Raw genomic sequence first — 23901 nt, 5'->3', positions numbered from 1 at the left:
TCAGGCCCTCAGCAGTGCGGGCGCTCTGGCCGGTACCGATGCAGCGAAGTCCACAGCATCAGGCTCTGACAGTCCGCGATGAATGTCCATGATGTCGGCGAACACCGCTGCAGCGGTGGGCCAGCGTCCGGCGCCCTTGCCAAACAGGGCATGCTCACTGCCGTCTGCGCCGGTGAGGACGAAGCGGTTTTCCTCGTTACGGGCACCGGCCAGCGGGTGGTGAGCAGGCACGGCGCGAACGCGCACTTCAGCCTGCACCCTGCCATCGCCGGCGAGCTCGCAACAGCCTATCTGCTTGAAAGCGAGGCCTTCCTCATGTGCTGACTTCACCGCTGCAGGATCAATATCGGCCAGCGAATCCTTGGCGATCTGCGCCGGATCGACGGCGGCGCCGAACGCCGCCCGGATGAGCAGGGACAATTTGTCGGCCGCATCGTGACCATCCACATCGGCTGCAGGGTCCGCTTCGGCAAATCCCAGGCGCTGGGCTTCTTTCACGGCCGCGTCGAACGGGTCGCCCGCCGCGAGCCGGTCGAGCAGGAAGTTGGCCGTTCCGTTCATCACGCCTTCAATCCGCACTGTCCCGCCGGAGGCGGCCAGCCGTTCCAGAGTCTCGAGAACAGGTGTTCCCCCGCCAACCGCGGCACTGAAGGACAGCCGGACCCCGCCATCGCACGCAGCGGTATGGAGCCGGTCATAATGGCGCGCCATGGCCGCCTTGTTGGCGGTCACCACATGGCGGCCATGGCTGAGAGCGCTAGCCATGATATCGGCCGGCAGGTCCGCGCCGCCCATCAGCTCGACCACCAGGTCCGGCTCACCGGCCAGCGCGGCGTGCAGATCGTTGGTGAAGCGCACCGCGCCCCCGCCCGGCCGCGACAGCGTGTTGCGGACCAGCACCGGGTTGATGTCGAAGAGGTCAGGGCGGGAACAAAGATGGGCCAGCACGCCGGCGCCCACCGCGCCGCATCCCAGCAGCGCGACCCGCAGGCGCCGGACGGGGCGGGCGGGCGCCTTACGGGCCGGAGCGCGGCAGATGCGCGTCGCATCGCCAGAGCCCATTGCCGCCACTTCCATAACGACATTGGCAGCCTTTGCCGCGGCAATCGCCTTTGGCTGGATGAGGCCGGTGCTGACCCTGGCTGCGGCATCATAATCCAGTTCGGCATAGCGTTCGGCATCCGGGTTCTCGACCGGATCCTGTGCGTATACGCCATCGACATCCTTGATCAGGCGCACGCGTGCGGCGCCGCATTGGGCCGCAAAGAACACGGCTGTCAGATCGGTGCCGCCACGCCCCAGCGTGACAGCGCCAAACCGGGCATGTACAGCCGTAAAGCCCGGCACGACCAGTGCCTCATTGCTGTGAAGGACGTCTGACACGGCATGCCTGTCGAGCGCGCACAGATTGGCGTCCATCGGATCACCGTCTGCTTCCAGACCGATCTCATGCGGATCAAGAACCCCGGTGCGAACGCCGATCCGGCCCAGCGCCAGACCCATAAGGGCGGCAGATCTCAGCTCGCCGACCCGTGCCAGCCGTGCCATCATCGCGGCGTGAGGCGTGGATCCACGTCCACCCACCTGCTCGCCCTGTGCGAGTAGCGCATCGGTTTCTCCCGCGAGCGCTGAAACCACGGCAATGACCTTCTCGCCGCGCCTGACATGACGGAAAACTTCCTGCGCTGCCGCGTCGTAATCGGTTTCCGATCCGAGCACGGAACTGCCGAATTTGAGCACGCAAAGGGGCGCTGCGCCGGGTTTCATCGATTGGGGTTTCATGGCGGTTTCCTGTGTCGTGCTGAAAGTTGGGCCGGGTTCAAGGCATGAAAAAACCCGCTCGCCGGACGGGGAGCGGGTCGGTTTGGTGTGGTGAGGTTTGCCTGCCTCGTCAGACCATATCCGTTCCGCCCCCGGGGCTGCCGGTGGTGGTGATGATGGTCGTCGTAATGGTCATGTGGAGTGCAGGCACAGCGCTGCTGCCACAGGTGTCAAACCCGGCAGAAGCGTTCGTGAAAAAGGCGGCTATCGCCCCCATTGGCCTGTCCTTGTCTTCCATGCGGCACGCTATGTTGCGCCTGCTAAGGTGGTGCAAGCTTCGATGCAAACCGGGCGCGGCGTCAAACATTTTTTTTAAGAATCCGGTTGAAGACGTGCGGGTGCGCACAGAAAAAGCAACATAAGCACATGAAATATAATATAAAATAAAAAAACGCATCGGTGGGGAAATTTTCCCTTGCGCTTTTGCTGCGCTTGGCTCACGGTTTTTGCAGATGCGAGACATACCTGTTTCGCGCCGCGATTTGCAGCCGGTCGGGCTGCTGAAGGAACCAGAAGTATGAGCCGCCGCGCCATCGTCATGGCTGCCCGCGCAGAGCGCGAGACCCGGACACGGATGATTGCCGTGACCGGGCTCATTACGCTTGTACTTGTGATCGTACTTACCATTCCCATACCGGGAGCGGTTGTCCCTGCCTGACGGTCAAGACCAGACCCGAAACGCAAGACCCCCGCTCCCGACCGGAAGCGGGGGTTTTCTTTTGCGCCAAGCGCACGCCAAGGAGACCTCGAACGATGCAAGCCCGGATCTACACAGACAATGATGCAAGTCCCGCCGCGATAAGGCCGGGTCCGGTCGCCATTATCGGCTATGGCAGTCAGGGCCGCGCCCACGCCCGAAATTTGCGCGATAGCGGCCATGAGGTGATTGTCGGTGCCCGTGACGGTGGCCGCGCCGAGGCAACGGCCAGAGGCGACGGCTTTACAGTAATGAACCCGGCCGAGGCCGCGAAGGCCGCCACGCTCATCGCGCTCCTGACCCCCGACATGACCCATGCCGAGGTCTACACGAAAGACATCGCGCCCAATATGAGCGCAGGCGACGCCCTGCTGGTCGCGCACGGGTTTTCCATCCATTACGGGCAGGTCCAGCCCGCAAAAGACGTTGATGTCATCCTTGTCGCGCCCAAGGGGCCGGGTGATCTGGTCCGGCGCGAATATGAGCGCGGGGCCGGCGTGCCAAGCCTGTTTGCAGTCTGGCAGGATGCCTCTGGCAAGGCGCGCGACAAGGCGCTTGCCTATTGCGCGGGCAATGGCGGCACGGCGGGCGGTGCCATTGAAACCAGTTTCGCTGAAGAGACCGAGACCGATCTGTTCGGCGAGCAGGCCGTTCTGTGCGGCGGCGCCAGCGAGCTGGTCATCGCCGGTTACGAGACGCTGGTGGAGGCCGGATACCAGCCTGAAGTGGCCTATTTCGAGTGCCTGCACGAGCTGAAGCTGATCGTCGACCTGATGTATGAGGGCGGGCTGGCCAAGATGCACAGTTTCGTGTCGGAAACCGCCAAATATGGCGATCTGGTTTCCGGTCCGCGTGTCATCAATGCCGAAACACGCGCCCGCATGAAGGAGGTGCTGCGCGACATCCAGACCGGCAGCTTCGCCCGCGACTGGGTGCTGGAAAACCAGGCTGGCAAGCCGCGCTACGCCGCCCTGCTGCGGGAGGACCTCGACCAGCCGATCGAGCATACCGGCGAGCGTCTGCGCGCGCGCATGGGCTGGCTTCAGCCCGGCGCGAATGCCGGCCAGGCCTGAGGGGACGCTGCAATCATGACCGCCGCTTCACCCGCCACACTGAATAGCCGCACGGACGCACGCTCCGGCGCCCAGCTCGTCATCGACGCGCTGGAGCACGAGGGTGTGCGCCGGGTATTCGGCTATCCGGGCGGGGCGATCATGCCGGTCTATGACGCACTGACAGCGTCCAGCCTGAAGCACATTCTGGTGCGCCACGAGCAGGCGGCGGCTTTGGCCGCCGACGCGTGGGCGCGGGTAACCGGCGAGCCGGGCGTGTGCCTGGCCACATCAGGGCCCGGCGCGACAAATCTGGTTACCGGACTGGCCAATGCCTTCATGGATTGCGTGCCGATGGTAGCCATCACCGGACAGGTCGCTTCACCCCTGATGGGTACCGATGCCTTCCAGGAGATCGACACGTTCGGCATCACCCTGCCGGTCGTGAAGCATTCCTGGCTGGTGCGTGACGCGGCCGATATTCCCGACATATTTGCCGAGGCCTTCCGTTTTGCCCGTTCGGGCAGGCCGGGCCCGGTTCTGATCGATCTTCCCAAGGATGTAACGCAGGCAAACGTCACTGTCCCCCGTGCGTTGGCCTGCCGGACGGCGGCGCGGGCCGTGTTTCCCCTCGATGCGAAGGCGTTGGCCGCTGCCGACCGCCTGATCGCTTCGGCCCGCCGCCCCGTCCTCTATTTCGGTGGCGGCATTGCCCTTGGCCAAGCCGAAGGCGCGTTGCGCGCCTTCTTCCAGCGCTCGCGAATTCCTGCTGTCGCCACGCTCAAAGGTCTTGGTGCGCTGCCCACCGACTGGCCGGGCTTTCTCGGCATGCTGGGCATGCATGGCACCCGTGCCGCCAATACTGCCGTAAATGATTGCGATCTCCTGATCTGTGTGGGCGCGCGCTTTGATGACCGCGCGACAGGCCGGCTGGACAGCTTTGCGGCCAATGCCCGCGTCATTCACATCGATGGCGATGCGGCGGAGATATCCAAGCTGCGCAAGGCTGATGTAGCGCTGGCCGGAGATGTCTCGGCGATACTGTCAGCCCTGTCCGGTGAGACCGGGGAAATCGAGGGCTGGCGGCGCACCTGCGCCGAGAACGCCGAGCGCTGGGCCTTCCGCTATGACGCGCCGGGCTCGGGCGTCTACGCGCCTGCCCTGCTCAAGCAGATTTCAGCGGCCGCCGGAGACAGTTTCATCGCCACCTGCGATGTCGGCCAGCACCAGATGTGGGTGGCCCAGCATTGCCGCTTTTCGCGGCCTCAGGCACATCTCACCAGCGCCGGGCTGGGCACGATGGGCTATGGCCTGCCCGCCGGTATCGGCGCAGCTCTGGCCGAGCCGGACGCCACGGTTGTCACGATCAGCGGCGATGGCTCCATCATGATGAATATCCAGGAGCTGGCGACGCTGCGCCGCTATCGCATCCCGCTGAAAATAGTCCTTATCGACAACGCCCAGCTCGGCATGGTCCGGCAATGGCAGGAGCTGTTCTACGAGGAGAACTTCTCCGAGGTCGATCTCTGGGACAATCCCGACTTTGCCGAGCTGGCGCGTGCCTTCGGCATCGAGGCGTTCACGCTGGACCGCCGGGCCGATGTGCCGGGCGCCGTGGAGCGTCTTTTGTCCACGCGCGGGCCCGTGCTGTGCCATGTGCGCATCGATCCGCGCGAGAATGTCTGGCCGCTCGTGCCGCCGGGCAAATCCAATTCCGACATGATGGAGGCCTGAGCCATGACCACGCAAATCGACGTCGATTTTCTGCCCGCCGAAGGGGCTGTGGTGCGTCTTATCGGCCTCGTGGAACGCCGCGGCTATGAGCTGGATGCGATGAACTATGTTCCCGCCCCGGGCACGCACCGCCTCAGCATGGTGGTCCGCCCGCGCCCTGGCCCCCGCCGGATCGAGACGCTCAAGGCCCAGATTGCCCGCCTCTATGGCGTGACGTCAGTGAGCGAAATGTCGGCCGTGCCGAGACTGGAAGCCGCGTCATGACCCGGCAGATCACCATATTCGACACCAGCCTGCGCGATGGCGAGCAGGCGCCCGGCTTCTCCATGAACGAGGCCGGCAAGCTGGCCATGGCCAGAGCGCTCGCGGCCCTGAAGGTTGACGTTATAGAGGCCGGCTTTGCCGCGGCGTCACCGGGCGATGCCAGGGCGATTGCCCGCATCGCTGCCGAGATTGAAGGCCCGCGCATCTGCTCGCTGGCAAGGGCGTCGAAAGCCGATATCGATGCAGCGGTATCGGCGCTGAAATCCGCACCCAGAAGCCGCATCCACGTTTTCCTTGGCACCAGCCCGATCCACCGCGAGTTCAAACTGAAAATGAGCCCTGCGGAGATCCTGACTGCCATTGCCGACATGGTCGCACACGCGCGCACATACTGCGGCGATGTGGAATTTTCCGCCGAGGACGCGATCCGCACAGAACCGGGATTTCTGGTCGAGGCGTTGTCCACGGCGGCGGCGGCCGGCGCCACGACGCTCAACGTGCCAGATACGGTCGGCTATGCGACGCCGGACGAGATCTATGAGCTCTTCCGCATGCTGGGCCGGAAGGTCAGCCGCAATGACGATGTGATCTTTTCCGCCCATTGCCACAATGATCTGGGCCTGGCGGTTGCCAATTCCCTTGCCGCCATCCGTGGCGGGGCCCGTCAGGTGGAATGTACCGTCAACGGCATTGGCGAGCGCGCGGGCAATGCCGCGCTGGAAGATATCGTGATGGCGATCCGTACACGGCGCGACGCCACGGGCGTCACGACGGGTGTCGAAACGCGCGAGATCATGAATGCCAGCCGGACCCTGTCGCGCATTACCTCCACCCTGCCACCGCGCAACAAGGCGATCGTCGGGGCCAATGCCTTCGCGCATGAGGCCGGCATTCACCAGCACGGCATGCTGATGAACCGGGAAACCTACGAGATCATGAAGCCTGAGGATGTGGGCTGGCCGGCCAGCTCTCTGGTTCTCGGCAAGCATTCGGGCAAGCATGCCCTGGCCGCCAGAGCCGCAGAGCTGGGATTCGAGCTGGATAACGAGGCGTTTGCCCGCGCCTTTGCCGAGTTCAAGCGGGTGGCGGACGAGGTCGGCACGGTCGATACCGCGCGCCTTGCCGCCATTCTGTCTCGCAGTGAGGGCGCATCGGATGACGAGCTCTGGGAGCTGTCGAGGGTCGAGATCCGTGCGCCCCTGGCTTCCAATGCCGAACCGGTTGCCCGGGTGGAGCTCAACCATCCCCGGCGCGGGCGGGTAACTGACATTGCCGCCGCGCCCGGCGCCATGGATGCGGCTTTCCTTGCGGTCAGCCAGATCATCGGCGTCGAGGCCAGCGTTGAGTCTATCGACATGCGCTACATCGCGGCCGAAGCTGAAGACGCCGGCAGGGCGGGCCAGGGTGCTGATGTGCTGATCGACATGACCGTGTCGAGCTGCAGCGAAAGCTTTACCGGGCGCGCGCGCAATCGCGATATCCTGCCTGCATGCGTAGGCGCGTATATCGACGCGCTGTGTAATGCCAGCGCCGTCGCCCGCCATCGTGCAGGCAGCGGTTCCGATCATCCAGCGGCCAGCGGTGTCGCAGCAGAATAGGAATACGCCGATGAGCATTCAGGAAGTCGAACACATCTGGCACAACGGCCAGCTTATACGCTGGCAGGATGCCAAGGTGCATGTGCTGACCCATGCGCTCCATTATGGCACCTCGCTGTTTGAGGGCATTCGCGTCTATGACACGCCCGATGGCCCGAAGGGCTTTCGCGTGCATGATCACATGCAGCGCCTGGTGGATTCGGCGAAAATCTACGGCATTGAGCTCGATTATGACGCAGAAGCGCTGACCAGAGCCTGTCTGGACACGGTGGCCGCCAACAATCTGCGTTCAGCCTATATCCGCCCTGTCGCTTTTCTCGGCTATGGCTCTGTCGGTGTCGCGCCGCTGAAACTGCCGCCGGTGGAAATCTACATGGCTGCCTTCCCCTGGGGTGCCTATCTCGGCGATGAAGGTCGCACCAAGGGGGTGGATGTGTGCGTCTCCTCCTGGAACCGGCTTGCGCCTAACACGGCTCCCACCGGTGCCAAGGCGGGCGGGAACTATCTTTCCAGCTTCCTCATCTCGCGCGAGGCCAAGCTGAACGGGTTTGCCGAAGGTATCGGTCTTGATACGGAAGGGCGCCTCTCCGAAGGCGCAGGCGAGAACATCTTTGCGGTGAAGGATGGCCGTATTCTCACCCCGCCGGCGGCCTCGTCCATCCTGCAGGGCATTACCCGCGACAGCGTGATCAAACTGGCCAGAGCCGAAGGCATCGAAGTCGTCGAGCAGGCCCTGCCGCGCGAGATTCTCTATCTCGCCGACGAGATATTCTTTACCGGCACGGCGGTCGAGCTGACGCCGGTGCGCTCGGTCGACCGCAAGCCTACCCGTGCAGGCGGACCCGGCGAAATCACCAAATGCCTGCAGGACCGCTTTTTCGGCCTGTTCGAAGGGCGCACGCCCGACCGCTGGAACTGGCTGGAGCCAGTCCCGGCCCACACTACTGACAAGGAAGCAGATAATGGAAAGCGCATCGCCGTCTGAACCGCGCACGCTGTTCGACAAGCTGTGGGACAGTCACATCGTCATGCCGGAAAGCCCTGAGGCACCGGCCATGCTCTATGTCGATCTTCACCTTGTTCACGAGGTGACGAGCCCGCAGGCTTTCGCGATGCTGGACGAGCGCGGCCTGAAGGTGCGTGCGCCGCAGCGCACCTTCGCCACGCTCGACCATTCCACCCCCACCACACCGCGCCGGAAAGGCGAGCGCCCGGCCTATATCAGCCCGGCGGCCAGGGCACAGGTGGAGCGTCTTGAGGATAATTGCGCCCGGCACCGCATTCCGCTGGCGGGCTGGGGCAGTTCCGACCGCGGGATCGTCCATGTGATGGGCCCGGAGCTGGGCCTGACCCAGCCCGGCATGACCATTGTCTGCGGTGACAGCCATACATCAACGCATGGTGCGTTCGGGGCGCTGGCCTTCGGCATCGGCACGACCGAAGTCGCCCATGTGCTGGCCACCCAGACCGTGCTGCAACGCAAGCCGAAAACGCTGAAAGTCCAGGTCGATGGCCGTCTGCCCTATGGGGTGGGTGCCAAGGATCTGATTCTCGCCATCATCGCAAAGCTCGGCGCGGGCGGCGCGGCCGGCCATGTGATCGAATATTGCGGCCCGGCCATTGAAGCTCTCTCCATGGAGGGGCGCATGACCGTCTGCAACATGTCGATCGAGGCAGGCGCGCGCGCGGGTCTCATCGCTCCTGATGAGGTTACCTTTGCCTGGCTGACGGGCCGCGATCACGCGCCCAAAGGCGCCGCGTTCGAGGCGGCCCGCCTGAAGTGGAAGCGTCTGCGTACAGACAAGGGCGCGCGCTTTGACCGCGAGGTGCGCCTCGATGCCAGCCGGCTTGCCCCCATGGTCACCTGGGGCGCCTCCCCGCACATGGCCGCGCCGGTCGATGCCAGCGTGCCCAGACCCAAAAACCCGGACGATGTGAAGGCGCTCGCATGGATGGGTTTTGCCCCTGGCGAGATGCTGATGGGGGAGGCGGTCCACACGGTCTTTGTCGGCTCTTGCACCAATGCGCGCCTGTCCGATCTGCGCGAGGCCGCCTTCATCATGGCCGGACGCCATGTGAAGCCCGGCGTGCGTATGCTGGTCGTGCCCGGCTCTGAACGGGTGCGCAAGGCGGCTGAAGCTGAAGGCCTTGATGCCATTTTCCGCACGGCAGGGGCGGAGTGGCGCGAGCCGGGCTGCTCCATGTGCATCGCCATGAACGGCGATAGCGGCAGACCCGGAGAGCTGGTCGTCTCCACCTCCAACCGCAATTTCGCCGGCCGGCAGGGACCGGGTGTGCGCACCGTGCTGGCAAGTCCTGCAACCGCTGCGGCTGCGGCTGTCGCCGGTGCGATTACCGATCCGCGCAAGATGATGGAGATGTGTGGTGCAGCGTGAACCGATAACCGGGATCCGCTCGCGCAGCTTTGCGCTGCCGGGCGAGAATATCGATACCGACCAGATCATTCCGGCCCGCTTCCTGACGACTACAGAGCGCGGCGCGCTGGCTGAAGCCTGTTTTCACGACTGGCGTTTTGACGAGGCGGGCAATCCGACCACCCATCCGCTCAACACGGTTGAGACGGCCACTCACGCGGTCCTTGTCGCAGGCGATAATTTCGGTTGTGGCTCCTCGCGCGAGCATGCACCGTGGGCCTTGCGCGATTTCGGCGTGCGGGCGGTCATCACCACGCGCGCGGGCGATATCTTCAAGGCGAACGCTGCCAATAACGGGCTGGTCGTTGCCGAGATCGACGCTGAGGCGCATGCAGCGCTGCTGGAGCGGGCAGGCGAGGAGGTGATTGTCAGCCTGGCCGATATGAGCGTGACCAGCGGCAATGTGCGGGCAGATTTCACGCTGGAGCCGTTTGCGCGCACCTGCCTGATGGAGGGCCATGATGCGCTCGGCTTTCTCCTGGCGCGTGAGGATGCCATTACCCGCTTCGAGCAGGCCCGTGCGGCCTGAGACAGGCGCTGCCCGTCAGGGCTTTGCCAGAAACGCTGGAGCCTAGTAGAAGCGGCGGTTCATCCGCCGCTTCGCCTGTTTTCAAGGAAGGTTGCCTCCCCGTGTCCGAGACCTATGATTTCACCGCGATTGAAACCAAATGGCGCCAGCTCTGGGCTGAGCGGGACACGTATCGCACGCCTGACCCCAAGCCCGGCGAAAAGACCTTCTATGTGCTCGACATGTTTCCTTATCCGTCCGGGTCGGGTCTCCATGTCGGCCACCCGGTGGGCTATCTCGCGACAGACATAGTGGCGCGCTACAAGCGCATGGCGGGTTTCAACGTGCTCCACCCGATGGGCTGGGACAGTTTCGGCCTGCCCGCCGAGCAGCACGCGATAAAGACGGGTGAGCACCCGGAAGTTTCCACGGCCAAGAATATCAAGACCTTCCGCCGGCAGATGGAGCTGCTGGGGCTCGGCTATGACTGGAGCCGCGAGATCGCGACCTCAAGGCCGGACTATTACAAGTGGACGCAATTCATCTTCGTCCAGATGTATGAGGCCTGGTTCGACAAGGACCAGAACAAGGCCCGTCCGATAAGCGAGCTTCCCATCCCCGAGGAGGTGAAGGCGCAAGGCAGGCTCGCCGTGCAGGAATATCAGGATGCGCGCCGTCTGGTCTATTTTGATGATGCGCTGGTCAACTGGTGCGCCGAGCTTGGCACCATCCTCTCCAATGAGGAGGTGTTTGACGGCAAGTCGGAGCAGGGCTTTGACGTGGTGCGCGTCCCCATCCGGCAGGTGAAGATGCGCATTACAGCGTATGCGGAACGCCTTCTGGCGGGCCTTGAAGCGCTGGACTGGCCCGAAGGCATCAAGGACAGCCAACGCAACTGGATTGGCCGCTCTGAAGGTGTGGAAATCCGCTTCGCCATCGACGGTTCGAACGAAACCGTCACCACGTTCACCACCCGGGCTGACACGCTGGCGGGCGTCACCTTCCTCGCACTCGCGCCTGAACACCCCCTGGTGGAACGCCTCGTTCCGGCCAGTCACCGCACCGATGTGGACGCCTATCGCGAGGCGGCGGCCCGAAAATCCGATCTCGACCGCACGGTGGACGCAGAGAAAACCGGCGTTTCCTCAGGTCTTTACGCCATTAACCCGGTGACGTCTGCGAAGGTTGAAATCTTCGTGGCGGACTATGTCCTGCCAGATTATGGCACCGGCGCGGTGATGGGTGTGCCGGCCCATGACGAGCGTGATTTTGCCTTTGCTAAGAAATACGGCCTGCCTATCGTTCCGGTCATTGATCCGGGCGCTGATGTGCCTGTGCGCGATGCCGTCCTGAAAGGGGAGGCCTGCTGGACCGAAGACGGCATCATGCTCGACCCGCCTGCGGGCACGAAAGCCGGGCTCTACACCGCGGGCCAGCGCTGGCGTGACGCGCGCGAGGCGGTGGCCAGCTTCCTTGAGGCGCGAAATCTCGGCCAGCGGGTGATCAGCTATAACCTGCGAGACTGGATTTTCTCCCGCCAGCGCTATTGGGGTGAACCCATCCCGATCATCCACTGGGAAGACGGCACGCGCACCAGCCTTGATGTGTCAGAGCTGCCGCTGACCCTGCCCCATGTCGATGATTACAAGCCGACCAGCTATGACGCGCCAGCACTGGCGCGAGCGGCCGGCTGGGTGGAAGTCACCGATCCGGAAACCGGCATGAAGGGGCGGCGCGAGCTGAACACCATGCCGCAATGGGCCGGATCGTGCTGGTATCCGTTGCGCTTCATGGACCCGAAGAATGAAAGTGCGCTTGTTGATCCGTCAAAGGAGAAAGCCTGGGGCGCGGTCGATCTCTATGTCGGCGGGGCCGAGCACGCGACGCTGCACCTGCTCTATGCGCGCTTCTGGTATCTGGCCCTGCACGATCTGGGCGTCATCTCGACGGCCGAACCGTTCAGCAAGCTCGTCAATCAGGGCATGCTCACCTCCTTCGCCTACCAGAATGCGCGCGGCGTCATCCTGCCCGTCGACGAGGTGGAAGAGCGCGGCGAGGGCCAGTTTGTTCACGTTCCCACTGGGGATCCGGTGGAGCGGATCGGCGCGAAAATGTCGAAATCGCTGCGCAATGTGGTGACGCCGGATGATGTCGTCGCGCAATACGGCTCGGACGCCTTCCGCGTCTGCCTGATGTTCATGGGGCCGGTTGAGGGCGGGCGCGTCTGGGAGACGGAGAAGGCCGCGGCTTCGCTGAAATTCCTGCGGCGGGTGTGGAACTATGCCGCAACCGGCATCGCCAGCCCGGCCGATGCGGAAAGCTCTGCTGTCACCATCGCCACGGGCAAGCTGGTCGAGGCGGTGACGGAGGATCTGGAGAATCTCCGCCTCAACACAGCCATCGCCGAGCTGATGAAATTCCTCAATGCGGTGGAGGGCCAGCCCGTCACGAAGGAGAGCCTTCTCACCTTCCTGCGCGTGCTCGCCCCCTTTGCTCCGCACATGGCGGAGGAATTGTGGGAGCGTGCCGGGCAGACAGGCAGTGTCTTCCATGCCGACTGGCCGAAAGCTGATGCGGACATGCTGCGCGCGGCGGTCGAGACTATCGAGATCGTGGTGCAAGAGGGCGGCAAGAAGCGCGGCTCGGTGCATCTTGCGCCCCAGGCCAGTGACGCGGATGTGCGTGCGGCCTCCATGGCCATGCTTGAAGAGACCGGGCGCGATGTCTCCGGGCTTGATGTGAACCGGATCATTGTCGTGCGCGACAAGAAGACGGGCTGGGTGCGGCTGGTGAATGTGCCGAAGGCGGGATAGCGCCAAAACGCTTGCAGGACAGCACATGCCAGCTAGGCTCTCCAGCGATCTTCAAAAACGCCGGGGAGGGTTTCATGCGGCATATATGGCTGGGCTTGTTGGGCGTCTTGGCGGTATCGGCCTGTTCAGGTACAGGCGAGCGTCCGCCCCAGCCGCTGGAGGCAACGGTGCGCACTGTCGGGCAGGGCGAGCTTGTCGGCTTCCAGCACTCGCCGGGTGCCTGGGCCTGGCTCGGCGTGCCCTTCGCGGCTGCTCCGGAAGGTGATCTGCGCTGGCGCGCCCCGCGCCCCGCGCCGGCCTTCAACGGCCGGTTCGAGGCGCTGGAACATCCCGAGCCCTGCCCGCAATTCACCAGCGCGCTTCAAGCCTCTTCCGGCGTCGAACCCGGCCAGCTGGTAGGGTCCGAGGACTGCCTGAGGCTGGACATCTACGCACCGGAAGGGGCGAGCTCCGACAACGCAAACCGCCCGGTCATGGTCTGGATTCACGGCGGCGCCAATGTCTGGGGTTTTGCCGGGCAGTATGATGGCGCGCAGCTGGCAAAGGACCAGGATGTCGTGGTCGTGGCGGTCCAGTACCGGCTTGGCGGGCTGGGCTTTTTTGCCAGCGATACGCTCCGGGCAGATGCCACGGACCCGCGTGACGCGGCAGCAAACTTCGCCCTTCTCGACCAGATCGCGGCGCTTGAATGGGTACGCGGCAATATCGGTGCATTTGGCGGCGATGCCGGCAATGTCACCATTTTCGGCGAGAGCGCTGGCGGGCACAACGTGGCCGGACTTCTCGCCTCGCCACTGGCATCGGGCCTCTTTCACCGCGCCATCATCCAGTCCGGCAGTTTTGACAGTGTCAGCTGGGAAGCCGCCAGCGGGGCGGAACCTGGCCAGTCCAACACGTCTGATGAGGTCGCCCTGCGTATTGCCGGAGACGGCTACACTGCCGAAGCCCTGCGCGCGGCGGATCTGGAGACCGTGTTCAACGCCTATCGCGGAGACGATGGCGCACCCTTCCTGAACCTGCCGCGCATGATCGAGGACGGGGTGACGATCCCGCGCGATGGCCTTGCCAATGCATTTGCCTCACCCGACACCTTCAATGCCGTGCCGGTCATTACCGGCACCAACCGGGACGAGATGAAGCTGTTCAACGCCTTCCGAGGAGATCTGGTGAACCGCTATCTGGGGGTTATTCTCGTCAGCCGGAACCGGCAATTCTACGACACCATCGCCGAGTATCAGAGCCGTACATGGCGTATCCTGGCGGTCGATCAGGCAGCCAGCCGGATTCAGGCGGGCGGGCACGGCGATGTCTGGGCCTACCGGTTTGACTGGGACGAGCAGGGCCGCGCGCTGTTCGTGATGGACCTGTCCCATCTGCTGGGCGCCGCGCACGCGATGGAGATACCCTTCGTCTTCAACCATTTCGATTTCTTCGGCCGTCTCGACGGCGCCATGTTCAACAGCAATAATGCCAGCGGCCGTGAAGCGCTGGCCGCGGCCATGGGCGCCTATTGGGCCGAGTTCGCCCGTACAGGCGAGCCGGGCACGGGCGGGCCGACCAATCTGCCGCGCTGGGAGCGCTGGAATGAAAACGGCTTGCTGATGCGCTTTGACAGTCCTCAGGCCAATGGTCAGGAGCTCATCACCGGCACTGACAGCTTTGAGCAGCTCGAAGCCGATCTCGCCGCTGACACCCGGCTGGATGATGCACAGCGCTGTACGGTTGTTGAAGCGATCGCGGCATGGCGCCCACGCGGCAGTCTTGATGCCATGCGCCAGAGGATGGGGTGTGAATGATCACCGATAGGCAGACAAGAGTGCAGCGGCGGTGTCTGCCAGCACCGGCTTTGCCTCACCGGGATCGAGGACCCGCGAGCTGACGAATGCCCCGTTGATGAAGACGGACAGGCTGGCGGAGAAGCCGGCCGGGTCCGCCATCTGCATGCGTTCACCCAGCGCCTGTATCCGGCGGCGCATCTCGCGCTTGTGCTCATATTCCACCTGGCGCGCCGGATGGCCGCTCTCGGGAAATTCCGCAGCGACATTTATCTGCGGACAGCCGCGATAGCCCGGTCTGGCAACGCGTTCGGCAATCCAGCCCATATGCGCAAGCAGCTCGGCTTCCGGATCGTCGCGGTGGCGAGCAGCCACATCGTCCCATGCCTGCCAGAAGGCGGCATCCTCACGCTCCAGAAACGCGGCGACAAGCTCATCCTTGGTCCTGAAATGCCGGTAGAGGCTCGTTTTGGCGATGCCGGCGCGCTCCACCACCAGGTCGACGCCGATCGCGCGTACCCCGTGCTCGTAAAAGAGCGATGATGCCGTCTCCAGTATCCGCTGGCGCATTCCGCCTGCTTGATCATTATTCCCGGCCGGCTCCGTCATCCACTTCTCCTGTCACATGCCGCGCGATGCCGATTGAGAATAGCAGCTTGACACCATACAGACCAGTTTGTTTTATTAAAACGAACAGGTCTGTATCGTCCCGGGTGGAGGTATTGCGGCATGAAACAGCGTGTGGCCGGACGGCAGCAGATTGCCGTCTATGGGGCATCCGGTCATACAGGCCGCTTCGTTGTTGCCGAGCTGCGTCGCCGGGGTGTCCCTGTTGTGGCGGCGGGGCGGGATATCACACGCCTGCTCGATTGCGGGTTTGACGGCGAAGCGGTCGGGATTCGCGCGGCCTTGATTGACGATCCGGCGGCACTGATTTCGGCGTTCTCCGGCTGTGCAGCCGTCATCAATTGCGCGGGCCCGTTTCTGGATACCGCTCTGCCTGTTGCGCAGGCAGCGCTCGCAGCCGGCGCGCACTATCTCGACATAACGACCGAGCAGGCGAGTGCATGGAACGTCCTGCAGCAGATGGACAGGCCTGCGCGCCGGGCGGGCGTTACTGCCGTGCCGGCGGCGGGGTTTTTCGGTGGCCTCGCCGATCTGGTGGTCGCCGCAGGGCTGGGAACAGCGCGCGAGGCCGACACGATAGACATCGCCATCATGCTCGACAGCTGGCACCCGACCGAGGGTACGCGGCGGACAGGTGCGCGCAACACGGCGGTGCGTCAGGTAGTGTCCGGTGGCAAGCTTGTCCCGCTGCCACAACCTGCCCCCGAGCGTGAATGGGACTTTCCCGCGCCCTGGCACCGCAAATCCGTTACCGCTCTGCCGTTCTCTGAAATCCCCCTCATCACGCAGCGTGTGAAGACCGGCGAGTTGCACACCTGGCTGTCGCAAGTGGCACTGGACGACATCCGCAATGCAGCAACGCCGCCACCCGTTCCGGTAGACGCTTCAGGGCGCTCTGCGCAGCGCTTTCTGGTAGAGGCCGCCATAGGCAGGCACGGCGGACAGCTACGCATCAGCGTCAGCGGGCAGGACATTTATGCCGTTACAGCGCCGCTGGTGTGCGAGGCCGCCTTGCGCGTCCTCGCTTCGCCGCCGCCGAGAGGAGGTGCCTACGCACCCTCCGCACTCTTTGACGGGGCAGCGTTTCTGCGTGCGCTTGCTCCACAGCATCTGTCGCTGACCGGCTTGCCAGACTGAGGTGAACAGTGTTCACTTTTGCTCCGGCAACCGGTTCAGGGACAGCTGATCATGAGCGGCAAGACCGATGACACGCTCGACGTGCTGATCGTGGGGGCAGGCATTTCCGGCATTGGAACGGCCTGGCATCTGCAACACCGCGCACCCTCCATGCGCTTTGCCATTCTCGAGGCGCGTTCGCAGATCGGCGGCACGTGGGATCTCTTCCGATATCCCGGCATACGTTCCGATTCCGACATGTACACCTTCGGTTATAACTTCCGTCCATGGGTGGACGGACAGGTGTTTGCCGACGGGCCGAGCATCCGTCGTTACGTCACCGATACCGCCAGCGAAGCGGGTATCGACCGGTATATCCGGTTCAATACACGCGTTCTGTCCGCCCGCTGGGATAGCGCATCTGCACGATGGACGGTCAGGGCCGAGGGGCCTGACGGCCCGGTGACGCTGACGGCCCGTTTCCTGATGATCTGCTCTGGCTACTATCGTTACGAGCAGGGCTATATGCCCGAATTTGCAGGTGTTGCGGACTTCGCGGGCGAGATCATCCATCCACAGAAATGGCCCGAGGGTCATGACTATGCGGGCAAGCGCGTGGTCATCATCGGTTCCGGTGCGACCGCGGTGACGCTGGTGCCAGCCATGGCGGAGAAGTCGGCCCATGTGACCATGCTGCAGCGCTCTCCAAGCTATATTGCGGCGCGCCCGTCGCGCGATGCGATCGCCGATGCGCTGCGAAAGCTGCTGCCCGGACGGCTCGCCTACACGCTGTCACGCGTAAAGAATATCGGCCTTGCCATGTTCTTCTTCCAGCTCTCCAGAGCCTGGCCGGATTTCGTCAAGCGCGGGGTCATCAAGGCGATCCGCGCCGAGCTGGGCGAGGATTTTGACGTCGAGCGCCATTTCTCGCCAAGCTATAATCCGTGGGACCAGCGCTTCTGCCTCGCACCGGATGGTGATTTCTTCGCCGCGCTGAAAAGCGGCAAGGCCAGCATAATCACTGATCATATCGAGCGGTTCGAGACCGGCGGCATCCGCCTGAAATCCGGCGAGCTGATAGAGGCGGACCTCATCATCCCGGCGACGGGCCTTGAGATGCAGGTCGGTGGCGGCATGGATATCAGCGTGGACGGCGAGGCGCTGGTCCCGGCAGACAAGATCACCTATCGCGGCATGATGCTCTCCGGCGTGCCCAATGCTGCAATTGCCTTTGGTTACACCAATGCCTCCTGGACGCTGAAGATCGACCTCACTGCAGAGCGGGTCTGCCGCCTGCTGAACCATATGGAGCGCGAGGGCTTCGATTACTGCGTGCCGGTTCCGCCTGATGATATCGAGCTGGCACCGCTGCTCGATTTTTCCTCCGGCTATGTGCAGCGCGCCCTGCCTCATCTGCCGCGGCAGGGGACAAAGGCGCCCTGGCGCACATACCAGAATTATCTGCAGGACATGGTGACGATACGCTATGGCCGGCTGCAGGACGGGCATTTGCAGTTCCGCAAGGCGAAGTCCGGTACCGGTGAGGCATCCTCCAGCCTGCCGCGCGCCGCTGAATAGCTATTCGGGGGGCGCCTCGACCCGTTCCACGGGCGGCATGGTCCAGCTGCCATCCAGCACGCTCTCCTGCGGCCAGTAGAGCCGGGCGAGCAAGGTGAACTTGCCCTCTTCCGGTGCAGGCAGCCAGTTCGCCTCGCGCCCCTCCGCTGGCGGACCCGGGTGAATGTCGAGCGTGATTGCCCCGTCCGCGCCGGTGACCAGTTCATCCCGGTTCGACAGTGCGAAGCGCTGCGCCCCGTTGGCGATGAAATATCCGTCCTCGTCATAAAGCGTGATCGACCAGAAACCGTTGACCGGCGGCACGGCATCGGGAGCGAATCGGATGCGGTAGTGCTCACCGCCTTGCAATGCGTCTCCTGCCGAATCCGTGCGCGCACCCGGATAGACCGCATCTTCCGGCAGATTGGCGCCAAGGCCGTAGAGCGCGACGCCGGCCCGGTAGGCGTAGTCGGTGCCATAGCGGCCAATATGGCCCTCCGGCATCACCCATCCTGTGCCTTGCGAGGGCCCTTCTGCTAGCCGCTGCCGGGCAAGCCGCACGCCGCGCAATATCGCCTGTACGGCCAGTATGCCGTATTCGGACCAGTCCACAGACTCGCCCGGACCGGCACCAAGCGCCTGCATACGTGACAGCGCCTCGCCATCGCCGTCAGCGGGAGGATTATCCACCATCAAGGCGCCGAGCCGGTTGAAAAACTCTGGGGCATCCATCGCCTCCACGCGGGCTGGCGGGGCGGGCCGTGATGTTGGTGTCGCCGGGCGGTCAAGCGTGACCCCGTGACCGCCTGGCATGGCGCGGTAGGGGTGAAGCCGCAGCCCGTCCTGCAGCCGGTGAGCTGCTGACAGATCGTGTTGGCCGTCTATCTCGATCCGGCCCAGCAGCCAGGCGGTGCGCGTCGGCGAACGATAAAGCGTCACGCCGTCGGGCACACTGCCCTCGAAGTCCGGACCGGCTATCAGCACGCTCACATTTCCGTCGCCCAGCGTGCGCACGCCCGGATCGGCAAACACGTTCGTCCACGCATCCAGCCCCTGAAACAGCCAGTAGCGCCCTTCCATGGCCGGAATGTCCAGTTGTAGCGGGGTTGTCCCAAGCTCCAGCCAGGCAATCGAGTAAAGCGTATCCACATTGGGGCGCACCACGGCCGTGAAACCGGCGCCCGGCAGGTTGCGGATATGCGCCAGCCGGTTCGGCGGCAAGCCGCCATGCTCGATGACCTCGCGGCGCGTCTCGTCCATCAGGACCAGCGGATAGCCGTAAATATACGACTGTCCGGCAGCCTGTCCCAGTTCCTGCAGCGTCAGCTCCAGCGGATTGCGCGTGGACCATACCCAGCCGGTGGCCAGAACGCCCACAAGGGCGCTGACGATAAGAGTGGCCATCAATATGCGGCGGCGGTTGCGGTGCATCAGCCCGAGACCCCTCTCGATTCCCGTTTGCCATTATCACCATCAACGCCCCGGTGCGGCAGCGCAAGGGCGCTGACAGGCATGCCGGTTTGCGGTATCGCACGCGTCATCATGGCTCCACCCCTACTCACCTTGCAGGACATACATCTGAGCTTCGGGGTCACCCCCTTGCTCACCGGCGCCGAACTGATCGTCGGCCCGGGCGAACGCATCTGCCTGGTCGGACGCAACGGGTCGGGCAAATCCTCGCTGATGAAGATCGCGGCCGGCCTGATTGAGGCCGATAGCGGGGAACACTTTGTTCACCCCGGTGCCACCGTGCGCTATCTCCCGCAGGAACCTGATCTGTCGGGGTTCGAGACTGTGCGGGCCTATGTCGAGGCCGGGCTGACACCCGGTGACGATCCCTGGCGCGCGCGCATGCTGCTCGAAGCGCTGGGACTGACCGGCGGGGAGGACCCGGCGCGCCTCTCTGGCGGCGAAGCCCGGCGGGCGGCTCTGGCGCGCACCCTGGCACCGGAACCGGATATTCTCTTCCTTGATGAGCCGACCAACCATCTCGACCTGCCCGCCATCGAATGGCTGGAAGACGAGCTGTCACGCACGAAAAGTGCGCTGGTGCTGATCAGTCACGACCGGCGATTCCTCGAGAATCTCTCGCGGGCCACGGTCTGGCTGGACCGCGGCAAGGCCCGGCGCCTCGACAGGGGCTTTGCCCATTTCGAGGACTGGCGCGACGAGGTGCTGGCTGCCGAGGAGCTGGAACAGCACAAGCTCGCCCGCCAGATCGCGCGCGAAGAAGACTGGATGCGCTACGGAGTGACCGCCCGGCGCAAGCGCAATGTCCGCCGGGTTGATGAGCTCAAGGCCCTCAAGGTGCGCTATCGCAGCCATTCCGGCCCGCAAGGTCTCGCCAATCTCGAAGCCTCGGACGCGGAGCAGTCCGGCAAGCTCATTGTCGAGGCCAAGACGATCTCCAAACGCTTCGGCGACCGTGTAGTGGTGCGCGGCTTCTCCGCGCGCATCCTGCGCGGAGAGCGGATCGGCCTTGTCGGACCCAATGGCGCCGGCAAGACGACGCTGCTCAACATGCTGGTCGGCAATCTGGAACCCGACACCGGATCGGTACGCCTCGGCGTGGGCCTTGAGATCGCCCAGCTCGACCAGAAGCGCGCGCAGCTCAAACCCGGCTGGACGTTGGCCGAGGCGCTGACCGGCGGTGGCGGAGATCATGTCGAGATCAATGGTCAGACACGCCATATCGCGGCCTGGATGAAGGATTTCCTCTTCCGCCCGGAGCAGGCACGCACGCCGGTTCATGTGCTCTCGGGCGGTGAACGCGCCCGCGTGATGCTGGCGCGGGCGCTTGCCCTGCCGGGCAATGTCATGGTGCTCGACGAGCCGACCAATGATCTCGATCTGGAAACGCTCGACCTGTTGCAGGATCTCATTGCCGACTATGCCGGCACGGTCCTGCTGGTCAGCCATGACCGGGACTTTCTGGATCGCACGGTGAACCGCACAATCGCCTATGAGGGCGATGGCAACTGGCAGGTTTATGCGGGCGGCTATTCCGACATGGTAGCCCAGCGCGGCGAGGGTGTACGCGCGCGCAGCCAGCAGGAGACTGGGCCAAGGCCGAGCGCAGCGGCCGCTCCGAAATCACCGCCCCCCCAGTCCCCGCCACAGCGCACCAAGCTGTCTTTCAAGGACAAGCATGCGCTGGAAACCCTGCCCGGCGAGATCGACGCTCTTACTCAAAAGATCGCCAGGCTGGAAGCCGAGCTTGCCGATCCGGCCCTGTTTGTCCGCAACCCGGAGCGTTTCCACGCTGCCAGCGCCGAGCTGGCGAAAGCCAGCGAGGATCGCGAGGCCAGGGAAGAACGCTGGCTGGAGCTGGAAATGCTGCGCGAGGAGATCGAGGCGGGCCGCTAGCGGCTGCACATTGCGCAATGCTGCGCCTGCGATATGGTGTCCCTGGTTCTTGGGTCTGAAGGATAATGTGCCGTGGCGGCGACCGCATCCGGGCTGATTGCGAACGCGCGCCGCGCCGTCGTGAAAATCGGCTCCTCCCTTCTCATTGATGCGCATACGGGCGGCCCGGACACCGCCCGTTTCGAGGCGATTGCCGGAGCGCTGGTGCGCTGGCGTGCGCGCGGCATTGAAACCGTACTGGTATCCTCCGGCGCGGTGGCGCTGGGGCGTCAGCGTTTGAAGCTTCCTGCGGGCAAGCTGGCGCTCGACCAGAAGCAGGCCGCAGCAGCAGCAGGCCAGACGGCCCTGATGATGGCGTGGAATACTGCGCTGGAACCCCACGGCATGCCCGCGGCGCAGGCGCTTCTGACCTTTGACGATATGGAAAGCCGCCGCCGCTGGCTCAATGCGCGCGCCACGCTGGACGCGCTGCTGGCCGCTGGTGCGCTGCCCGTCATCAACGAGAATGACACGGTCGCCACAGCCGAGCTGCGCTATGGCGATAATGACCGGCTGGCCGCGCGCGTCGCGCAGATGTGCGATGCCGGTCTGCTCGTGCTCCTGTCGGACGTGGACGGGCTCTACAGCGCCGATCCGTCGCGCGTGCCGGGCGCGCAGCTCATGGCCCATGTGGCGGCGATAACGCCGGAAATCGAGGCGCTGGGCGGCGAGGCCGGGAAGGCCGGGACCGGCACTGGCGGCATGGCCTCCAAGATTGCAGCGGCCCGTATCGCGGCGCGTGCCGGTATCGCCACCATCATTGCAGCCGGTGCGGCAGACGATCCGCTGGACCGGCTGACGCGCGGCGCGCCGCACACCGTTTTCGCGCCGGAGACCTCGCGCACCAATGCCCGGCGCAACTGGATTTCAGGCGCCATCGCGCCGCGTGGCATTCTCCACCTCGACGACGGGGCAGCGCGCGCGGTTCGTTCGGGCAAAAGCCTGCTTCCGGCAGGTATTGCGCGGGTGGAAGGCGAGTTCTCGCGCGGCGAGACAGTGGCGCTGGCAGGCGGTGATGGCGCGGTGCTCGCCAAGGGAATTTCCGCCTACGGGGCAGAGGAATTGCGCCGGATCGCCGGCCTTCGCTCTGCCGATATCGAAGCCGTGCTGGGATACCGGCGCGGCGTGGCGGCGATCCATGTCAACGATCTGGTGCTGGAGGATCAGGGATGAGCGCTTATCAAGCTGACTGGGCCGCACGCGCCGGTGCAGACCTTCGTGCCGCGGCCCGCGCGCTGGCCGATACAGATGCGCAGACCCGCACCACCGCGCTGGAGGCCATGGCCGATGCGCTGCAGGCCGCCTCCCCCAGCGTGCTGGCTGCCAATGCGGATGATGTGGCCCGCGCTGAAAGCAATGGCACCAGTGGCGCGATGCTGGACCGGCTGCGCCTTGATCCGGTCAGGCTTGGCGGCATCGTGGAGGGCATCCGCGCCGTCGCCCGTCACCCTGATCCGATTGGCCGCGAGATCACACGCTGGACACGGCCCAACGGCCTGGTGATTTCGCAGGTGCGTGTGCCGATAGGGGCGATCGGTGTGATATTTGAAAGCCGCCCTAACGTCGCCGCCGACGCGGCGGCCCTGTGCGTGCGTTCGGGTAATGCGGTGGTCTTGCGCGGCGGGTCGGATGCGGCGGCCAGCGTCGCGGCGATCCTGGATGCGCTGCGAGACGGCTTGCGCGAGGCCGGCCTGCCTGACGCCATCATCACTACGCCGCCCGATACAGACCGCGCCTATGTCGGCGATATGCTGACGGGGCTCATTGGCGCGCTGGATCTGGTCATTCCGCGCGGCGGCAAGGCGCTGGTCAGACGTGTGCAGGAGGAGGCACGTGTGCCGGTGCTCGGCCATCTCGACGGCCTCTGCCATGTCTATGTCGATGGCGCCGCGGATCCGGGCATGGCCGAAAGCCTGGTGGTCAATTCCAAGATGCGCCGCACCGGCGTGTGCAACGCGGCTGAATGCGTGCTGATTGACCGCAAGGCAGGCGAGGCGATGGTCACGCGCCTCGTCAGCGCCCTGCAGGCGGCAGGGTGCGAGGTGCGCGCCGATGCCACCATTCGCGCCCTTGCCCCGTCCGTCACGCCCGCCAGCCTTGACGATTTCGACACCGAATATCTCGATGCCATCGTATCGATGGCAATGGTCGACGGGGTAGAGGGCGCGCTGGTTCACATCGCCCGCCATGGCTCTGGCCATACCGAGGCGATCATCACCGGCGATGAGGCGGCGGCCCACACCTTCCTCGCCCGCGCGGATGCAGGCGTGGTCCTTCACAATGCCTCGACCGGGTTTTCAGACGGCGGAGAATTCGGCTTTGGCGCCGAAATCGGCATTGCCACGGGCCGCATCCATGCGCGCGGACCCGTTGGTGCAGACCAGCTCACAAGCTGGAAATACCAGGTGTTTGGCACGGGGCAGACGCGAGCCTAGGGCGTGGACTCATAAGCTCTGACCCAGAGTCTTGCTGATGCGAGTGCGATGGCGGCCAGGAAGT

At 64.5% G+C, this 23901-nt stretch carries 19 protein-coding genes; 15 read left to right on the top strand and 4 right to left on the bottom strand.

The genetic code is table 11. From position 1 onward, the window contains the following. Window positions 1-1782, bottom strand: coding sequence for a homoserine dehydrogenase (locus IEV75_RS04090; RefSeq protein WP_188451285.1), 1782 nt, complete (start codon window positions 1780-1782; stop codon window positions 1-3). Window positions 1783-1891: 109 nt separating this feature from the next. Further along, window positions 1892-2218: a hypothetical protein gene (locus IEV75_RS04085; RefSeq protein WP_188451284.1), complete on the bottom strand. Its 327-nt coding sequence runs from the start codon at window positions 2216-2218 to the stop codon at window positions 1892-1894. Between the two features lie 120 nt (window positions 2219-2338). On the opposite strand from IEV75_RS04085, the gene IEV75_RS04080 reads away from it, so the two are divergent. The 10 genes from IEV75_RS04080 (at window position 2339) to IEV75_RS04035 (ending at window position 14718) form a co-directional block, all read left to right on the top strand. Next, window positions 2339-2479: a hypothetical protein gene (locus tag IEV75_RS04080; RefSeq protein WP_188451283.1), complete on the top strand. Its 141-nt coding sequence runs from the start codon at window positions 2339-2341 to the stop codon at window positions 2477-2479. Window positions 2480-2574: 95 nt separating this feature from the next. After that, window positions 2575-3591: a ketol-acid reductoisomerase gene (ilvC, locus tag IEV75_RS04075; RefSeq protein WP_188451282.1), complete on the top strand. Its 1017-nt coding sequence runs from the start codon at window positions 2575-2577 to the stop codon at window positions 3589-3591. Between the two features lie 15 nt (window positions 3592-3606). Continuing rightward, window positions 3607-5304, top strand: a complete 1698-nt coding sequence (gene ilvG, locus IEV75_RS04070) for an acetolactate synthase 2 catalytic subunit (protein ID WP_188451281.1) — start codon at window positions 3607-3609, stop codon at window positions 5302-5304. Window positions 5305-5307: 3 nt separating this feature from the next. Next, a complete protein-coding gene (locus tag IEV75_RS04065; protein ID WP_188451280.1) occupies window positions 5308-5568 on the top strand; it encodes an ACT domain-containing protein in 261 nt (86 codons plus the stop codon). Continuing rightward, window positions 5565-7166, top strand: a complete 1602-nt coding sequence (locus IEV75_RS04060) for a 2-isopropylmalate synthase (RefSeq protein ID WP_188451279.1) — start codon at window positions 5565-5567, stop codon at window positions 7164-7166. The genes IEV75_RS04065 and IEV75_RS04060 overlap by 4 nt, the downstream gene beginning before the upstream one ends. A 10-nt stretch (window positions 7167-7176) precedes the next feature. Next, window positions 7177-8151, top strand: coding sequence for a branched-chain amino acid transaminase (locus IEV75_RS04055; protein WP_188451278.1), 975 nt, complete (start codon window positions 7177-7179; stop codon window positions 8149-8151). Beyond that, complete coding sequence (gene leuC, locus IEV75_RS04050) at window positions 8129-9562, top strand: 3-isopropylmalate dehydratase large subunit (protein WP_188451277.1); 1434 nt, start codon at window positions 8129-8131, stop codon at window positions 9560-9562. The genes IEV75_RS04055 and leuC overlap by 23 nt, the downstream gene beginning before the upstream one ends. Continuing rightward, complete coding sequence (gene leuD, locus IEV75_RS04045) at window positions 9552-10130, top strand: 3-isopropylmalate dehydratase small subunit (protein WP_188451276.1); 579 nt, start codon at window positions 9552-9554, stop codon at window positions 10128-10130. The genes leuC and leuD overlap by 11 nt, the downstream gene beginning before the upstream one ends. A 101-nt stretch (window positions 10131-10231) precedes the next feature. After that, window positions 10232-12922, top strand: coding sequence for a leucine--tRNA ligase (gene leuS, locus IEV75_RS04040; RefSeq protein WP_188451275.1), 2691 nt, complete (start codon window positions 10232-10234; stop codon window positions 12920-12922). Between the two features lie 74 nt (window positions 12923-12996). Beyond that, on the top strand, window positions 12997-14718 hold the full coding sequence (locus IEV75_RS04035; protein ID WP_188451274.1) for a carboxylesterase/lipase family protein: 1722 nt from the start codon (window positions 12997-12999) through the stop codon (window positions 14716-14718). Here the strand turns inward: IEV75_RS04035 and IEV75_RS04030 are convergent, their stop codons facing one another. Continuing rightward, window positions 14719-15267, bottom strand: a complete 549-nt coding sequence (locus IEV75_RS04030; RefSeq protein ID WP_233351741.1) for a TetR/AcrR family transcriptional regulator — start codon at window positions 15265-15267, stop codon at window positions 14719-14721. Window positions 15268-15426: 159 nt separating this feature from the next. On the opposite strand from IEV75_RS04030, the gene IEV75_RS04025 reads away from it, so the two are divergent. Together IEV75_RS04025 and IEV75_RS04020 are read left to right on the top strand one after the other, a co-directional pair. Continuing rightward, window positions 15427-16461, top strand: a complete 1035-nt coding sequence (locus IEV75_RS04025; protein WP_188451272.1) for a saccharopine dehydrogenase family protein — start codon at window positions 15427-15429, stop codon at window positions 16459-16461. A gap of 51 nt (window positions 16462-16512) precedes the next feature. Then, window positions 16513-18018 carry a flavin-containing monooxygenase gene (locus tag IEV75_RS04020; RefSeq protein WP_188451271.1) on the top strand — a complete coding sequence of 502 codons (1506 nt, stop codon included), beginning with the start codon at window positions 16513-16515 and terminating at the stop codon, window positions 18016-18018. On the opposite strand, the gene IEV75_RS04015 is transcribed toward IEV75_RS04020, so the two are convergent. Beyond that, entirely contained in the window at window positions 18019-19428 is a 1410-nt protein-coding gene (locus IEV75_RS04015) for a DUF1254 domain-containing protein (protein WP_188451270.1), read from the bottom strand. A gap of 111 nt (window positions 19429-19539) precedes the next feature. Between IEV75_RS04015 and IEV75_RS04010 the strand changes: the two genes are divergently transcribed. The 3 genes from IEV75_RS04010 (at window position 19540) to IEV75_RS04000 (ending at window position 23837) form a co-directional block, all read left to right on the top strand. Next, window positions 19540-21363 (top strand): ABC-F family ATP-binding cassette domain-containing protein, encoded by a 1824-nt coding sequence (locus IEV75_RS04010; RefSeq protein ID WP_188451269.1) that lies wholly within the window; start codon window positions 19540-19542, stop codon window positions 21361-21363. Between the two features lie 72 nt (window positions 21364-21435). Then, the gene (proB, locus tag IEV75_RS04005) at window positions 21436-22575 is read left to right on the top strand and encodes a glutamate 5-kinase (protein ID WP_188451268.1); all 1140 of its coding nucleotides are present in this window, start codon (window positions 21436-21438) and stop codon (window positions 22573-22575) included. Further along, entirely contained in the window at window positions 22572-23837 is a 1266-nt protein-coding gene (locus tag IEV75_RS04000) for a glutamate-5-semialdehyde dehydrogenase (RefSeq protein ID WP_188451267.1), read from the top strand. Before proB ends, IEV75_RS04000 begins: the two co-directional genes overlap by 4 nt. Window positions 23838-23901: the final 64 nt, after the last annotated feature.

Source organism: Glycocaulis albus (assembly GCF_014639075.1).
GTDB classification, from domain to species: domain Bacteria; phylum Pseudomonadota; class Alphaproteobacteria; order Caulobacterales; family Maricaulaceae; genus Glycocaulis; species Glycocaulis albus.
The sequence above is the reverse complement of the archived record's forward strand: the minus strand, read 5'-3'. Positions and strand labels throughout refer to the sequence as shown.

Excerpts from the sequence above, each read along its gene's own strand:
- ilvC (WP_188451282.1), top strand. The coding sequence starts at position 2,575 with ATGCAAGCCCGGATCTACACAGACAATGATGCAAGTCCCGCCGCGATA.
- IEV75_RS04010 (WP_188451269.1), top strand. The coding sequence starts at position 19,540 with ATGGCTCCACCCCTACTCACCTTGCAGGACATACATCTGAGCTTCGGG.
- IEV75_RS04020 (WP_188451271.1), top strand. The coding sequence starts at position 16,513 with ATGAGCGGCAAGACCGATGACACGCTCGACGTGCTGATCGTGGGGGCA.
- IEV75_RS04085 (WP_188451284.1), bottom strand. The coding sequence starts at position 2,218 with ATGCGTTTTTTTATTTTATATTATATTTCATGTGCTTATGTTGCTTTT.
- leuC (WP_188451277.1), top strand. The coding sequence starts at position 8,129 with ATGGAAAGCGCATCGCCGTCTGAACCGCGCACGCTGTTCGACAAGCTG.
- IEV75_RS04080 (WP_188451283.1), top strand. The coding sequence starts at position 2,339 with ATGAGCCGCCGCGCCATCGTCATGGCTGCCCGCGCAGAGCGCGAGACC.
- IEV75_RS04090 (WP_188451285.1), bottom strand. The coding sequence starts at position 1,782 with ATGAAACCCCAATCGATGAAACCCGGCGCAGCGCCCCTTTGCGTGCTC.
- IEV75_RS04030 (WP_233351741.1), bottom strand. The coding sequence starts at position 15,267 with ATGCGCCAGCGGATACTGGAGACGGCATCATCGCTCTTTTACGAGCAC.
- ilvG (WP_188451281.1), top strand. The coding sequence starts at position 3,607 with ATGACCGCCGCTTCACCCGCCACACTGAATAGCCGCACGGACGCACGC.
- IEV75_RS04055 (WP_188451278.1), top strand. The coding sequence starts at position 7,177 with ATGAGCATTCAGGAAGTCGAACACATCTGGCACAACGGCCAGCTTATA.
- IEV75_RS04015 (WP_188451270.1), bottom strand. The coding sequence starts at position 19,428 with ATGCACCGCAACCGCCGCCGCATATTGATGGCCACTCTTATCGTCAGC.
- IEV75_RS04065 (WP_188451280.1), top strand. The coding sequence starts at position 5,308 with ATGACCACGCAAATCGACGTCGATTTTCTGCCCGCCGAAGGGGCTGTG.
- IEV75_RS04035 (WP_188451274.1), top strand. The coding sequence starts at position 12,997 with ATGCGGCATATATGGCTGGGCTTGTTGGGCGTCTTGGCGGTATCGGCC.
- IEV75_RS04060 (WP_188451279.1), top strand. The coding sequence starts at position 5,565 with ATGACCCGGCAGATCACCATATTCGACACCAGCCTGCGCGATGGCGAG.
- IEV75_RS04025 (WP_188451272.1), top strand. The coding sequence starts at position 15,427 with ATGAAACAGCGTGTGGCCGGACGGCAGCAGATTGCCGTCTATGGGGCA.
- IEV75_RS04000 (WP_188451267.1), top strand. The coding sequence starts at position 22,572 with ATGAGCGCTTATCAAGCTGACTGGGCCGCACGCGCCGGTGCAGACCTT.